Consider the following 14,958-nt stretch of genomic DNA (forward strand, 5'->3'; position numbering starts at 1 on the left):
CTCCTCCTAATGGTCTATAAGAGAAGTATAACATGCACTTTTCAGCTCAATAAAAACCCTTTGTAAACAATGCGTTTAAATAAATCACGCATTCACAAAGATAATAAATCCCGTATTACGGATCACTCCTCCAGTTCTATGGAGTCCAGTACCTCAGAGATATTCTCATGGAATACGAGCGCCGCATTCCTGTCAGCAGATGTCCTGTCCCTGTTAATTATTATCAGGTTCTCACCGGAGAAATCATAAGCAAGGGATGCCGCCGGCTGCACAGCAAGAGAGGTGCCTCCTACGATAAGGCAGTCAGCCCTGAACACGAGTCTCTTGGATTCTATCCATGCGGTTTGGGGAAGTCCCTCTCCGTAGAGCGTAACGTCAGGTCTGACCATTCCGCCGCATTTGGGGCACTTGGGGATAGGACCTTCAGACTTGAATATAAAGTCATAAGGATATTTCTCATGACACTTCATACAGTAATTGCGCAATGTGGAGCCGTGTACTTCCTGCACGTTGCGGCTCCCCGCCCTCTGATGAAGTCCGTCGATATTCTGCGTGATTATTCCGTCGAGCTTTCCGGCCTTCTCCATCTCGGCAAGCTTATAATGCGCCCTGTTAGGTTCTATTCCCGCCGTGTTGAGTTTCTGCCTGTAGAACTCGAAAAATACGTTAGGGTGATCAATAAGACAGTCGATGCTCAGGAGATATTCGGGACTGTATCTGTCGAACTTGACATCGTGCTGGTTGTAAAGACCGTTCTTGCTCCTGAAATCAGGGATGCCACTCTCGGTCGATACTCCCGCACCGCCGAAGAAGACGATATGCTTGCTCGTTCTGATTATCCTGTTCAGTTCCTGAATGCTTTTCTCATCCATGGTCTTACCTCCTCTAGATGATCTCGATATTGTCCTCACCTACAAGTTCTGCCAGTTTCTTTATTATCTCCCGGTCAGGCTGCACTCTGCAGACGTCATCTAATCTAGTTATACTCTTATCTGACTCAAAAAGTACTTCCACCTGCATATTTCCGTGAAAATACACAAGAAAATTCAGAAGTCTCGAGAAACCCTTCGAATCGGGCTTTCCGGTATAGTGGATCCTGAGGATGTGCTCTCCGCCGTCATTAACGGGCTGCGTTGCCGGAGCTTCGACCTGTTTTAGTGCAGATACGGGAGCAGCATTTACGGCAGGCTTTGCCGCTTGACCGCCGTCTCTTTCCCTTAACGCCGTCTGATATGCCCTGTCGTTTCTAATGGTTTCAAAGAGTCCCGGATCGTCAGTCAGTTCAAAGCAGCTGTCAACAAACATCGAGAGTTCTCCGCCTTCCCTCATCTGCCTTCTGCCGATGAACAGATACGGTTTGTTCTTCTCGATCATCCTGTTGTAATTATCGTAGTTCTTGCCGAAAAGGAGCACTTCGAAAGTACCGCTCAGATCTTCGCAGCTCACTGTGCTCATCATGGTCTTTTTCTTCGTATATCCGTTCTTCTTGTCGGTAACCATTCCGCACATCGCGACCTGCTTATTGTCGTCCAGCGCATCGCTTCCGGAGAGTGCCAGTATATCTGCCGCTTCGGACATGTCGAAAGTGGCGATCTCAGACATGAGCTTTGTATAGGATGCAAGCGGATTTCCCGAAAGATAGATGCCAACCATCTCTTTCTCATATCCGAGCTTCTGTGCATCGGGATACTCAGGAATGTCCGGGATGAAAACTGACGGTCCTGCTGCTTCCGCGCCTCCGAGATCGAACAGCGAGAGCTGTCCTTCTATATTGCGGCTGTCTTCGTGCGCGAGCTTCTCCAATTCAGTCTGAACGCAAGCCGTCATCTGAGCCCTCGTAAGACCGAAGGAATCCATGCACGAAGCGAGTATCAAAGCTTCTGCGACCGTCTTCTTAACGCCCGTCTTGGCTGCTCTTACGACAAAGTCTTCAAACGACTTGTAATCGCCGTTCTTTTCCCTGTCACTCAAGATGTCGAGCACCGCGCCCTCGCCTACGTTCTTTATTACGGAAAGACCGATCCTTATCCTGCGGTCTCCCTCTGTCGTAAAACGTTCACGGCTCCTGTTGATGTCGGGAGGAAGCACTTCGATACCCATCGCAGAACAGCATGAGATGTAATAAGAAGCCTTGCCGAGATCGTCCCTGAAAGAGTTGAGCGTAGCTGCCATAAACTCGGTCGGATAGTAATACTTAAAGTATGCCGTCCAGTAACCGACGACCGCATAGCAGGCGGCGTGCGATTTATTGAACGCATATCCCGCAAAGCCCGACACATCATCGAATATCTTCGCAGCTGTCTTCTCGGGAACTCCGCGCTTGATGCATCCGTCGATCTGACGTCCCTTGTCATCAGTTCCGCCGTACATGAAGAGATTCCTGTAGTTCTCCATCATCGACTTCTTCTTTTTGCTCATCGCACGTCTGATGTTGTCGGACTGTCCCATAGAGAAACCCGCAAGATCCCTTACTATCTGCATTACCTGTTCCTGATAGATCGCACAACCGTATGTGACGTTGAGGATGGGCTCGAGAAGAGGATGATCGTACCTGATGTGCGACGGATGTCTCTTGCAGTCGACATATTTGGGGATCTGATCCATAGGACCCGGACGGTAGAGCGAGATACCCGCGATGATATCCTCAAGGCTCTCCGGCTCAAGCTGCTTCATGAACGATGTCATTCCGCGGCTCTCAAGCTGGAATATGCCGACCGTATCTCCGCGGCCTATCATCCTGAACACCTCAGGATCATCCAAAGGTATCCTGTCGAGATCTATGACTTTTCCGTAATTATTCTTTACCAGTTCAACGCAGTCCTGAAGGACCGTAAGCGTCCTTAATCCGAGAAAGTCGAACTTGAGAAGTCCGATGCTCTCGACGTCAGCCTTTGCAAACTGGACTGCGACCGTATCGTCGTTTACCGCAAGCGGCGCGATGTCAGTAATGTCCTTTCCCGATATGATGATGCCCGCGGCATGCGTACCTGCGTTACGAGGCAGACCCTCGACACGCATAGCCATGTCTATAACCTTGTGCGCCTCGGGATCGGTATCATAAGCTTCCTTGAACTCCGTGCTGACCTCCAGCGCCTGCTTGAGAGTCATGCCGACCGAGAACGGTATCATCTTAGTTAGTTTATTGCTCTGGGCTATAGGCATATTGAGGACACGCGCAACATCCTTTACCGCCTGCTTTGCGGCAAGCGTGCCGAAAGTGATGACGTGAGCAACTCTCGTCTGCCCGTATTTTTCCGTTACGTAATCTATGGCGATCTGTCTTCTCTCGTCGTTGAAGTCCACGTCAAAGTCCGGCATCGACACTCTCTCGGCATTGAGAAATCTCTCAAAGACCAGTCCGTATCTTATTGGATCGATATCGGTGATTCCGACAGCATATGCGACCAGCGAGCCTGCGCCGGAACCTCTTCCGGGGCCGACCGTGACCTCATGAGTCTTGGCATAGTTTATGAAGTCCCATACTATCAGGTAGTAATCGGTATACCCCATGCTGTTAATGACCGATAGTTCATATTCGGCACGCTTCATGTAGTCTTCAACGCTGCCTGTCGGAGGCGTGACCTCAAATCTCTTCTCAAGACCTTTGTAAGTAAGATCAGCCAGGTATTCCTCATGGCTGCCGTAACCTTCAGGCACTTCATATACAGGAAGATGGATGGTATCGAAATCGTATTCGGCATGACACATGTCGGCGATCTTTCCGGTATTCTCTATCGCCTCGGCAAGTTCAGGGAAAAAGCGCCTCATTTCGGTCTCTGACTTGACATAGAATTCATTGCACGACATGCGCATCCTGTTCTCGTCGTCGATCCTTGCTGCCGTGGAGATGCAGAGGAGGATATCCTGTGCCTCGCAGTCGTCCTTCATAAGATAGTGACAGTCATTTGTGGCTACCAAAGGGATTCCCGTCTCGTTTGAGAGTTTTATCAGTGCAGCATTTACTTTTGCCTGCTCGGGTGTGGTATTTGCCTGTATCTCCAGATAGTAGTTGCCCCTGCCGAAGAGCTTGTCATACCAGACGGCCGTCTGGGCTGCCTTCTCCATATCGCCTGCAAGTATAAGTGACGGAACTTTTCCGGCTATGCAGGCAGACAGGCAGATCAGCCCGTCATGCCACTTCTCAAGAAGCTCCTCGTCGATCCTCGGCCTTCTGTAAAAACCTTCGGTAAAACCGGCGGAAACGAGTTTGTTGAGATTCGTAAGGCCCTGATTATCCTTGGCCAGCAATATCAGGTGGTTATAGTACTTGTCTTCCCTGCCGGGAACAGCAGTCTTGTCAAACCTCGAACCGGGCGCAACATAGACTTCACAGCCGATAACGGGATGGATACCGTTGGCCTTCATCTCCCTGTAGAAGGAAACGGCGCCATACATAACGCCGTGGTCGGTTATGGCGCATGACGTCATGCCCATCTCCTTGAGCCTTACGGCAAGATCCTTTATCTTGATCGCACCGTCGAGGAGACTGTATTCAGTATGAAGATGCAAATGACAAAAACCGCCCATTATCTCTTCCCCTTAAGTTCGATGATTATGTCTCTTATCTCGGCCGCCTTCTCAAAATCGAGATCCTTTGCAGCCTTGGTCATCTCTACGGTAAGCTTCTCGATAAGCTTCCTGTTCTCTTCTTCAGTGCCGCCCGAAACGCCTTCGTTGATGAGCCTTGCGGCATCGATGCCGGACTTGCCCGACTTGCCGCGCCCCTTGCCAGAAGCGTCTTTGCTGCTGTCCGAAACAATGTCAAATACATCACGAACGGCTTTCCTGATAGTCTTCGGAGTAATCCCGTGTTCTTCGTTATATCTCTTCTGAATGTCTCTTCTGCGGTTGGTCTCAGCGACAGCGTTCATCATGGAATCCGTCACTTCATCAGCATAGAGGACAACTCTTCCGTGATCGTTTCTTGCGCACCTTCCGATTATCTGGATCAGCGACCTTTCCGACCTTAGGAATCCTTCCTTATCGGCATCGAGTATCATGAGGAGCGATACTTCCGGAAGGTCGATTCCTTCTCTCAGGAGGTTGATTCCGACAATTACATCCACCTCGTCATTACGCAGCTGATTCAGGATCTGCATTCGCTCGACTGCCTTGATGTCGGAGTGAAGATATGTGACTCTCACGTTCTCCTTTTTGAGGAACTCGGTAAGGTCTTCCGCCATCCTCTTGGTAAGTGTCATTATGAGACTCTTGTCGCCGGTCTTCTTCTGCTCCTTGAGCATTGAAAGGATATCCTCGATCTGTCCTTCGACAGGACGGATAAAGATCTCAGGTTCCAAAAGACCCGTAGGCCTTATGACCTGTTCGACAACCTGTTCGCTGTGATCTTTCTCGTAGTCGGCAGGTGTGGCACTCACGAAGACTGTCTGACCCATCCTCTGCTCGAATTCGGCGAACTTAAGAGGTCTGTTGTCAAACGCTGAAGGAAGTCTGAAGCCGTACTGAACGAGCATCTCTTTCCTCGATCTGTCGCCGTTATACATGGCACCGACCTGAGGTATGGTCTGGTGTGACTCGTCAATGAACAAAAGGAAATCTTCAGGGAAGAAATCCATCAGCGTGCATGGAGGTTCGCCCTCTTCCCTTCCCGCAATATGTCTCGAGTAGTTCTCGATCCCTTTGCAAAAGCCCGTCTCTCTCAGCATATCCATGTCATAACGGGTACGCTGCTCAAGTCTGTATGCAGCGATCATGTCGCCTGCTTCCCTCAATTCCTTGAGTCTTACTTCAAGCTCTTCTTCGATCCTGTCTATAGCCTTGTTTAGCTTTGCCCTGCCTGTCGCATAATGCGATGCCGGGAACAGTTCTATGTAATCCCTGGTAAACTCCGTCTTACCTGTTATCGCATCCACATAACTTATCTTGTCTATCTCATCTCCGAAGAAACTTATCCTGGTGAGCGTGTGTTCCGAATCCGGTGTCCAAATGTCTATTATGTCGCCCTTACGCCTGAACGTACCTCTCTGGAGATCGAAATCATTGCGCGTGTACTGCATGTTGATGAGCTGCGCCATGACATTGTCCATCGGTATCTCAAGGCCGACTTCCAGCATGAGGGCAAGGGCAAGATAATCCTCCTTCTCGCCAATGCCGTATATGCAGGATACGGAAGCAACGATTATGACATCATCCCTGGTAAGCAGGGACTTAGTTGCCTCGTGGCGCATACGGTCGATCTCGTCGTTGATGGATGAATCCTTCTCAATATAAGTGTCAGTCGCGGCTATATATGCCTCAGGCTGATAGTAATCGTAGTATGAGATAAAGTATTCGACGGCATTCTCGGGGAACAGCTCCTTGAACTCGGCATAAAGCTGACCTGCCAGGGTCTTATTGTGGGCAAGGACCAGCGTGGGTCTCTGTACCCGCTCGATAATGTTTGCCATCGTGAAAGTCTTGCCCGAACCCGTGACACCCAAAAGCGTCTGGGCTCTCATCCCCTCTTTTATCCCCCTGACCAGGTTATCTATGGCTTCCGGCTGGTCGCCTGACGGCTTATAATCAGATACGAGCTTAAACATAAAACAAGCATTCCTTAATTCTTCTAAACAACTTTGCAGATCTTATTGATCCAGCATCTGAACCTTATGAGTCAATTCTAGAACGTTTGTTCTGCGATTGCAAGACCGCCAGTCCTCATTGGCCGCATATCGGGGCTCCGAGAAGTTCCTCAATGCGTTCTTTCGACGGCGGATCAGTGCCTTCCGTCTCTGCTTCCGCAGCTGCCAGAGCCATACACAGCCTGAATGTATCCGCGGGTGTCATATTGTTTTCGAGGGAAAAAGCGAGACCTGCCGTCATGGCATCCCCGCATCCCGTAGTATTACGGACCTTAACATCGAGGGCATCAGCAAAGAAAGCTTCGCCGTTTCCTCCCGCATATACCGCTCCGGAACTTCCCATCGAAATGAGACAGCGCGTTCCGTACTGACTGAATATCCTCTCCGCTTCCGATTTTGCGGTTTCAGGATCATTGTCGATCCCGAGCTCATCACAATTCGGCTTGACAGCATAGGGACAGGCTTCGATGCCTTTTTTCAGGTACCTTCCCGAAGCATCGAGTATCACCCTGACACCGTCGACAGAATTAAATGCCCGTATAAGATCCGCATAGATCTCCGAAGGAGCACCGGGAAGGGCGCTTCCCGAGATAACGACTATGTCTCCTGCCCCAAGTTTCTCAAGGAGATCTGCTTTGAGTTTTTCGAATGAACTCATGTCATAAAGCGGTCCGTCAGCATTGACGTCGGTCGTTACGCCGTTCTCTCCCGCGATCTTGATGTTCGTTCTGGTATTGCCTGCGGGGTAATCTACGCTAAGGACTTCAAAATCAGGACTGAGCATTTCCTTTAATCTGTCACCGTCTGGACCGCAGATGCCTGTGCATATTACGGATTCCGTACCCAGAGCCTTCAGGACCTTCGAAACATTGATACCTTTTCCGCCCGGATCAGTCCTCATGGCATAAGACTTGTTTATGCTCCCGGGCATAAGACCGGCCCTGACGCAAAGGCTTATGTCGACTGCGGGATTCATGGTAACCGTATAGATCATGGCTTTACGCCTTTCTTTTTAACGTCTTCAGGAATTCCTTCTGTTCCGGTGTAATACGGTAGCTCTCTACCGCTTTCTGAATGGATTTGTTATGTGTCCACTTATCCAGCTTATTTCCTTCGATAAACGGAAGTGCCGCATCATACTGCTTTGCGAGCGCAGTTGCGAAATACCATGCGATCATCATGTTCACATAGTATTCTTCCGAACGGATCTTTGAGACCTTTGTGAGAAAAGAAGTCTTGAAATCCTCATCAAGGAAATGCTCCATGAGCATGCCTATGGCAAATCTCTTCACATATGTCAGATCAGACTTTATCCACCTGTCGACATATCCGAGCAGAAGTTCCTTATTCTTCCTGAATACCTTGGGCGACATCTGGTCGCAAGTGGCCCAGTTGTTGACATACGGCAGGAACCTGTCGACAAGTTCTATGCACTTCTCCGCATCCTTCATGCCGGACAGGATGAATGCGTGCAGCTGGTCTTCTTCGAAATACTTATGCGGCAGATCATCAAGAAACAAAGCAACATCGTCTCTTTTGGTGATCTCTTTTGCGAGTGCACGGAGAGCCGGCGTCCTTACGCCGATTATCGAACCGGCATCGACAGTCGGGATAATGGTTATCTGCATTTCACGGTAACCTTTATCCTGAAGTCTTTCTAATTCCTTGAAGATATCGTCTTTGATCATGGGAGAATCAGAAGACGAGATACATTATTATCGCGGTCGCAACACCCAAAAGACAGCCTGCGGCAACCTGAAGAGGCGTATGACCGAGGAGTTCCTTGAGTTTTTCCTCATTGGGAAGATCCGCACCCGTCACCTTCTCGAACATATCAGCCATTACATTAAGGAGCTCAGCCTGTTTTCCGGCCTGATATCTTACGTTCATCGCATCGTGCATTACAACGATTGCAACGATCATGGCAACGGCAAATACGGCAGAATCAAATCCCTCATAAAGGCCCGTGGCCACTGCTACGGAAACGACCGTAGCGGAGTGTCCGCTCGGCATTCCTCCGTCGCCAAAGAGTCTCTCTATACTGAATTTCTTCGTCAAAATAAGGTTGCTGATACACTTAAACACCTGAGCCAAAAACCAGGATACAACACCAACAACCAAAATCCTGTTTGTTATTATCTGAAGCAGGAAATCCATGCTATCCCTTTCTAATTCCAATAATTCTAATTTATTTTACTCTATCATTTTAAAAAATAAAGACTGGGCGGGTTCAGACACGGCAAAAAAGATGCCGCAGGACTTTCCTGCGGCATCTCTACAAACAAACTCAAAACTTATAAAGTGTGCACTCGTCTTACATTGAGAATGATACCTTAGCATTAAGGCATCATAAGGGAACATTTGTGAACAATCCGTTAACAAAGAACTCCAATTTTGAAGTCATAGACATAATGTGCATTTTGTCACATGTTTTCGCAATATTCGACAAGCATATCCGGAACATACTGGTAATGGTGACTGTCATAGAACTTTACCTTGTATGTGCTGACCCCGTATCCGGCAAGGCGTTCCTCCAGATGCCTGACACCTTCGGTCGTTGAATCATTTTCACCGTAATAATCAGCATAATCCTCGTCTTCCTTATCCCCTGCCGTAATGAACAATTCCCTGTCATAAGCCTTATTCCTTTCAAAATAACCATATTCTGTCCTGTAGCTTTCATAATCGCCGACACAGGTGAAATACGGAGTCCAGAACGTCGGGCTTCCGATAATGTACCTTTTGAAAGGCTTATTCTCGTAAAGATCATAATTGAATGCGGCATAATGAGTAAAGACACCTCCCTGCGAATGGCCGAAAAGGGTCGACCTGTCGTAATCCAGCTTATATTTCGCATCAAGAAAAGGCATCATGTTGTCCGTGATGAAATCAAGGAACTCTTTTTTGTGATCGCACAGGATATTTCCGCGGATCACATTGTCCCAGCCGTCCGTATCATATTCAAATCCAATGGTCACCAGTATCTGCGGTTCCGCCTTTCCATCAGCCATCAGGTCATAAAGTGCAGTAACATCATTAAATCTCCACACGGCATCCGTCATGACGAGCGCAGGGTAAGATCTCCCGGCATCATATCCGGCAGGCGTCGTGACATGCACCGTGAACCCGGTATCCAATTCTTCATCGTACAGGTGATATTCCTTGATGCTGTCTTTTATCGCCCGCACCTTTTCATCATCCATCTGCCAGTAGTAACTGTCGCTTTCTGAACTTACTCCGCCGTTATAGTAATACTCCATGTAATCTTCCAGGAATTTCTTATCCAACGGTTCCGCATCACCTGAGATAACTGCATCGTACAGACTTATAAGGCTCCGATAGTCCTCATCCGCAGGCACTTTGGGATAACCGCCTGCGATATCCTTGTCAAATTCCTTCCGGATCTTCGTCTTTAAGTCCTCATAATCGTCAAAGGAGATCTCCGTATATGCTGTTTCTCCCGTCTTGCTGTCGAAATGCATAAAACTTATCTGTCCGCTCCCGCCGTCATATCCATCCGGCGGCAAAGCGTTGAAAACCGGATTCCCGTATACTATCGAACCGAGACCCGGAGCAAAAAGGATCTTGTCTTTTACTTCGTTGAATCCGGCCTCATCTTCAGTCTCCTCTGCTTTTTCCCACGGATGATCGAGAAGCATGAATTCCGTTTCTTGCGCCTCCGAGAGTTCCTTCTCGGTCATTCGGTTTACGAGCCCGTTACTGCCATCCGTTTTTCCTGCACCGGCAGAGCACGCAGTAAACAAAAGCAATATGGCGGCCGGCATAACGGCCGCGATCACACTGTTGATATTTATTCTTTTCATTCGGATATTCCTCCCTAAGATTGATACCCTGATACTATCAACTTAAGATGGATCACTAAGGGATTGAATATGGATCCTATATGGAGGGAAGGATAATCTTTGCAGCCACGCCGTTGCCGGTATTACAGAGGCTGCAGTCTCCGCCCTGCTTCGTAATGATGAGCTTTGCAAGATAGAGTCCCAGACCGCTTCCTCCGTCTCTGGAACTTCTTGATGAATCGGTTCTGTAGAACGGTTCGAATAAATGCTCTAAATCCTTTTCGTCTATCGACGCACCTCTGTTCTTTATTAGAACGGCTATCTGTCCTTCTTCATTATGAGCGGAAACCTTTATAGTTGTTCCTTCATCCGAATAGAAAACCGCATTGCTGATAAATGCACTTACGGCAAGTCCCGTCAGATCCCTGTTCCCGTTAAAATACAGTCCGCTGTCTATGTCTTCATCAAGCGAGATGTCTCTAATCATAAACAGTTCATCCGACTCGCGGATCTTATCCTTGAGCACTTCGGCCATATCGGTCTTTGTCATCGCAACATCACTTGCCGACTGCATCTTCGAAGCCGTGAGTATCTCATTTATAAGACTCTCCATGCGCTTGACGGTACGTAGTGACCTGGACAGGTATTCCTCATGATCCTCATAAGGGCCGACACCTTCTATCATGCCTCTGATATTGCCTTCAAGAACCGTTACGGGTGTCTTCAATTCATGTGATGCGGCAGCGAAAAAGACTTCTTTCTGACTCTCAAGTTCCTTTACCCTTTTGATCTCCGCTTCGAGTTCTTTTATCTTTTGATCCAGAGCTTCCGACATCGTATTAAGATCACGGGCGAGATCTCCTATCTCATCCCCGCGTCGGTCATCGCACTTAACGCTGAAATCCATCTCGGCCATGTTTTTCGAGACCGCGCTCAGCTTCTTTACGGGACGCGCAAAGAGCATCGTATAGATAAACGAACTCACAAGCGAAAGCGATACCACCACCGCGATCATCAGAGGGTAACTCTTACTTACAGCACGGGGTATCAGATTTGTCTTCACGCCATAGTCAAAATACTGGACAATATATTCCGTCGGATCGTCATTAAATATCACGGCGAATGATCCCATATCATGTTCTGGCTCATATGAGCTTTCCATCGCCTTCCGGTATTCGGACACAGTCTTGAGCGTAAGTTTGCCTATGTCATCAAGAGGATCGTTTATCTGTGTGGTAATGAATTTTGACTGCTCGAAGAAAGCCAGGTCCATTCCGGTCCTTCTTATGAAATCATCGATAAGGATTTCACCGTCCTCTTTGGAAACATCCTTGAGTTCGGTGAGGAGATCGTCCAGTTCATCTTTGGGTGAATAGAGCATTTCGGGAGTCTGCGAATAAAGGACAAAGCAAATGAGCAGGCCTGATAATACCTGAACGATAAAAGATATGAGAAATACCTTTACTGCCAGTCTGTTAATTATCCGTCTTTGCAATCCTGTACCCCTTGCCCCTTACGGTCTCGATATAGTCTCCCCCTAATTTGTGCCTTAAATTCTTGATGTGGCAGTCAACGATCCTCTCGTCAACAAGGGAGTTGTAATCCCACAAAAGATCCAGGAGCAATTCCCTTGAATAAATCTTTCCGGGATTCCTAATAAAGGTCAGCAGGATATCAAACTCTCTGGCGGTAAGCTCGACCGCTCTTCCCGATACGCTGACTTCCATGGTGTCCTTATCGAGCGTGATATCACCGTAATTGATTATGTGATCAGCATTAGTCTGATTGCCTTCATTTCTCCTGAAAAGAGCTTTGATCTTCCTTACCAGAACAGGCATCGAAAAAGGCTTGGTGACATAATCGTCTGCCATGAGGTCAAAGCCTTTGATCTGCGACCTGTCGTCATTCAATGCGGACAGGAAAACCACCGGTATATCTGACTGCTTTTTAATGACTTCACAGACACCGAAACCGTCTATCTTCGGGATCATGATATCCAGGAGCACAAGATCATAACTGTTCGCGGCAAACATGGACAGCGCCTGAACGCCGTCTTCCGCAACATCCACCTCAAATCCCTCGCGGGACAGGTAATTGAAGATCAATTCCCTGATCTGAGGCTCATCTTCTGTTACAAGGATCTTTTTCATAATGCTATTTTAATCCAATTATGTGGATTGAATGTGGAGAAATCCCCTCGCAAGGAAAAAGCCCGGGATCTTCCGGGCTTTCCTTTTAGTCGTAATAGTCGAATTCGAGTTCGCACACCTTGACGGTATCGCCCTCTTTACACCCCATCTTTTTGAGTTCTTCGAAAACTCCCTCGTTCTCGAGTGTTCTCTGGAAGAAGTTGGTCGATTCGGTATCTTCAAAGTTGGTCGAATTGAATATCTTCTTGATCCATTTTCCCGTGACTTCGAAGTTTCCGTCCTCATTGATGATGATCTCGAATTTCTTTCCTTCATCAAATGTGTAGACCTTCTCGCCGCCTTCAGCGATGTCATGAAGGATCGTGGGCGGGAGTTTTGATACCGTCTCAGTGATCTTGTCAGACAATTCCTCTAAGCCGATACGTCCTGCGGCTGAAATAATGAATACGTCTTCATATCCCATCTCTGTAACGGCATTAACGAATTCCTGAGCCTCTTCATCAGTCACGCCGTCGCATTTATTGCCGACAACGATCTGCGGTCTGGATGCCAGATCGAGGCTGAATTCCTCGAGTTCGTTATTGATCGTCTTGAAATCCTCTATAGGGTCTCTTCCGTCTGTTCCGGAGAGATCGACTACATGTACTAGGAGCCTCGTTCTCTCTATATGTCTTAAGAAGTCGTGACCGAGGCCTGCTCCTTCGTGGGCATTTTCGATAATGCCCGGAATGTCTGCAATAACATAAGAGAAATCATCCTGGGATACCACTCCCAAAACGGGTTCCAGTGTCGTAAACGGATAATCCGCGATCTTCGGCTTTGCTCTTGTAAGGACAGATAAGAGAGTGGACTTGCCCGCATTCGGGAATCCAACGAGACCTACATCTGCGATCAGCTTCAGCTCTATGCCGAGTTCCCTCTCCTCACCGGGAGCGCCGGGTGTGGCAAACTGCGGAGCCTGTCTTATGGAATTCGCATAGTGCATGTTTCCGAGACCGCCCTTGCCGCCTCTTGCAACGACCACCTTCTGGCCGGGCTCAGTAAGATCCGCAATGATATCACCAGTAACGGCATCCTTTACGACAGTACCTACCGGAACGCCGATAATAAGGTCTTCACCGCGCTTGCCATACATCTTCTTGCCCATGCCCTTTGCGCCGTTCTGCGCAATGAACTTATGCTTGAACCTGAAGTTCTGAAGGCTCGTGAGATTAGGTGCCGCCTGAAGGATGACATTGCCGCCGTCACCGCCGTCGCCGCCGTCCGGACCGCCGTTGGTAATATACTTTTCCGTATGGAAGCTGAGCGCGCCGTTTCCGCCGTCGCCTGCTTTAACATAGATCTTAGAGTGATCGATAAACATCTTTATTCTCCCGAAAAACAAGAGCAGTCCGATCGCCAAACCAGCGACAGACTGCTCCTCTTAGGTTTCCTTAAATCGCCTTATCAGGCAGGATAAACGCTAACCTGCTTCTTATCCTTGCCCATACGCTCATACTTGACCTTACCGTCGATCAAAGCGAAAAGCGTATCGTCAGAACCGATTCCGACATTTGTGCCGGGATGGATCTTTGTGCCACGCTGTCTGACAAGAATATTGCCGGCCAGAACTGTCTGTCCGTCACCTTTCTTCGCTCCTAATCTCTTGGACTGGGATTCACGGCCGTTCTTGGTGGAACCCATTCCCTTCTTATGTGCGAAGAGCTGTAAATTAAACTTAATCATCTTACACCTCCGGTGTTCTTGAATTAATAATCTCTACGTACTTCTTCTTTTTGGTGTTATAGTCTCTTGCTATCCCGATAAGACCCAGTTCGCAGGTCCTCATTATTATCTGAGCCCTGTCCCTTGTCTCATCACTTCCCTGTTCGGGAACCGTTATCCTTAAGTTGACATCTTCAGTGCCTTCATTGCTGATACGGAAGAACGATTCGCTGTCATAACCGCAGATGTCTTCCAAAGCACTTGCCGCCGTGAAAAGGAGTGTCGATACTCCGGCGCATACGATGTCTTTTCCGGGATCATCATAACCTGCATGCTCGTTGGCATATATGGCGCAGATCCTGTTGCCTTCCCTGTTGACGATAACGGAAATCATAACAGATTACGCGTTGATAGCCTTGATAAGTACACGTGTGTAAGGCTGTCTGTGGCCATTCTTTCTTCTGTAGCCCTTCTTAGCCTTGTACTTGGAGACGATAACCTTCTTGTTTCTGCCCTGCTTAACGATCTCACCGGTTACTGTAGCCTTAACATCGCCAGCTACGATACCGTTGTCATCAGATACTGCAAGTACTTCCTCGAAAGTAACCTGGCTGCCAGCCTCACCTTCCAGCTTCTCAACGAAGATCTCATCGTCTACGGAAACCTTGTACTGCTTGCCGCCTGTCTTGATAACTGCGTACATTATTTATTCCTCCTGTT

13 protein-coding genes are annotated in these 14,958 nt (G+C 48.3%); all 13 read right to left on the reverse strand.

All coding sequences use genetic code 11. The features are described 5' to 3' along the window. Positions 1-122: 122 nt before the first annotated feature. The 13 genes from BO18_RS19360 to rplU all read right to left on the reverse strand — a co-directional run bounded on the left by BO18_RS19360 (position 123) and on the right by rplU (position 14,941). Entirely contained in the window at positions 123-872 is a 750-nt protein-coding gene (locus BO18_RS19360) for an NAD-dependent protein deacylase (RefSeq protein ID WP_034449023.1), read from the reverse strand. A 13-nt stretch (positions 873-885) separates the two neighbouring features. Beyond that, complete coding sequence (locus BO18_RS19365; RefSeq protein WP_034449024.1) at positions 886-4,527, reverse strand: DNA polymerase III subunit alpha; 3,642 nt, start codon at positions 4,525-4,527, stop codon at positions 886-888. After that, positions 4,527-6,542, reverse strand: a complete 2,016-nt coding sequence (gene uvrB, locus BO18_RS19370; RefSeq protein ID WP_034449025.1) for an excinuclease ABC subunit UvrB — start codon at positions 6,540-6,542, stop codon at positions 4,527-4,529. Before uvrB ends, BO18_RS19365 begins: the two co-directional genes overlap by 1 nt. A gap of 115 nt (positions 6,543-6,657) precedes the next feature. Then, positions 6,658-7,575 (reverse strand): 1-phosphofructokinase family hexose kinase, encoded by a 918-nt coding sequence (locus tag BO18_RS19375; protein WP_034449026.1) that lies wholly within the window; start codon positions 7,573-7,575, stop codon positions 6,658-6,660. A gap of 4 nt (positions 7,576-7,579) precedes the next feature. Beyond that, on the reverse strand, positions 7,580-8,269 hold the full coding sequence (locus BO18_RS19380; RefSeq protein WP_034449027.1) for a DNA alkylation repair protein: 690 nt from the start codon (positions 8,267-8,269) through the stop codon (positions 7,580-7,582). Positions 8,270-8,276: 7 nt separating this feature from the next. Continuing rightward, positions 8,277-8,738, reverse strand: coding sequence for a divergent PAP2 family protein (locus BO18_RS19385; protein ID WP_034449028.1), 462 nt, complete (start codon positions 8,736-8,738; stop codon positions 8,277-8,279). Positions 8,739-9,004: 266 nt separating this feature from the next. Beyond that, complete coding sequence (locus BO18_RS19390) at positions 9,005-10,405, reverse strand: alpha/beta hydrolase (protein ID WP_051688966.1); 1,401 nt, start codon at positions 10,403-10,405, stop codon at positions 9,005-9,007. 76 nt (positions 10,406-10,481) lie between these two features. After that, positions 10,482-11,879, reverse strand: a complete 1,398-nt coding sequence (locus BO18_RS19395; RefSeq protein ID WP_051688967.1) for a HAMP domain-containing sensor histidine kinase — start codon at positions 11,877-11,879, stop codon at positions 10,482-10,484. Next, positions 11,860-12,534, reverse strand: coding sequence for a response regulator transcription factor (locus BO18_RS19400; RefSeq protein ID WP_034449029.1), 675 nt, complete (start codon positions 12,532-12,534; stop codon positions 11,860-11,862). The genes BO18_RS19395 and BO18_RS19400 overlap by 20 nt, the downstream gene beginning before the upstream one ends. 85 nt (positions 12,535-12,619) lie before the next feature. Continuing rightward, a complete protein-coding gene (gene obgE, locus BO18_RS19405; RefSeq protein WP_034449030.1) occupies positions 12,620-13,897 on the reverse strand; it encodes a GTPase ObgE in 1,278 nt (425 codons plus the stop codon). Between the two features lie 83 nt (positions 13,898-13,980). Next, a complete protein-coding gene (gene rpmA, locus BO18_RS19410) occupies positions 13,981-14,259 on the reverse strand; it encodes a 50S ribosomal protein L27 (RefSeq protein ID WP_034449031.1) in 279 nt (92 codons plus the stop codon). A gap of 1 nt (position 14,260) precedes the next feature. Further along, entirely contained in the window at positions 14,261-14,632 is a 372-nt protein-coding gene (locus tag BO18_RS19415) for a ribosomal-processing cysteine protease Prp (RefSeq protein ID WP_034449032.1), read from the reverse strand. A gap of 6 nt (positions 14,633-14,638) precedes the next feature. Then, complete coding sequence (rplU, locus tag BO18_RS19420) at positions 14,639-14,941, reverse strand: 50S ribosomal protein L21 (protein WP_034449033.1); 303 nt, start codon at positions 14,939-14,941, stop codon at positions 14,639-14,641. Positions 14,942-14,958 lie beyond the last annotated feature (17 nt).

Source organism: Butyrivibrio sp. AE2032 (assembly GCF_000702965.1).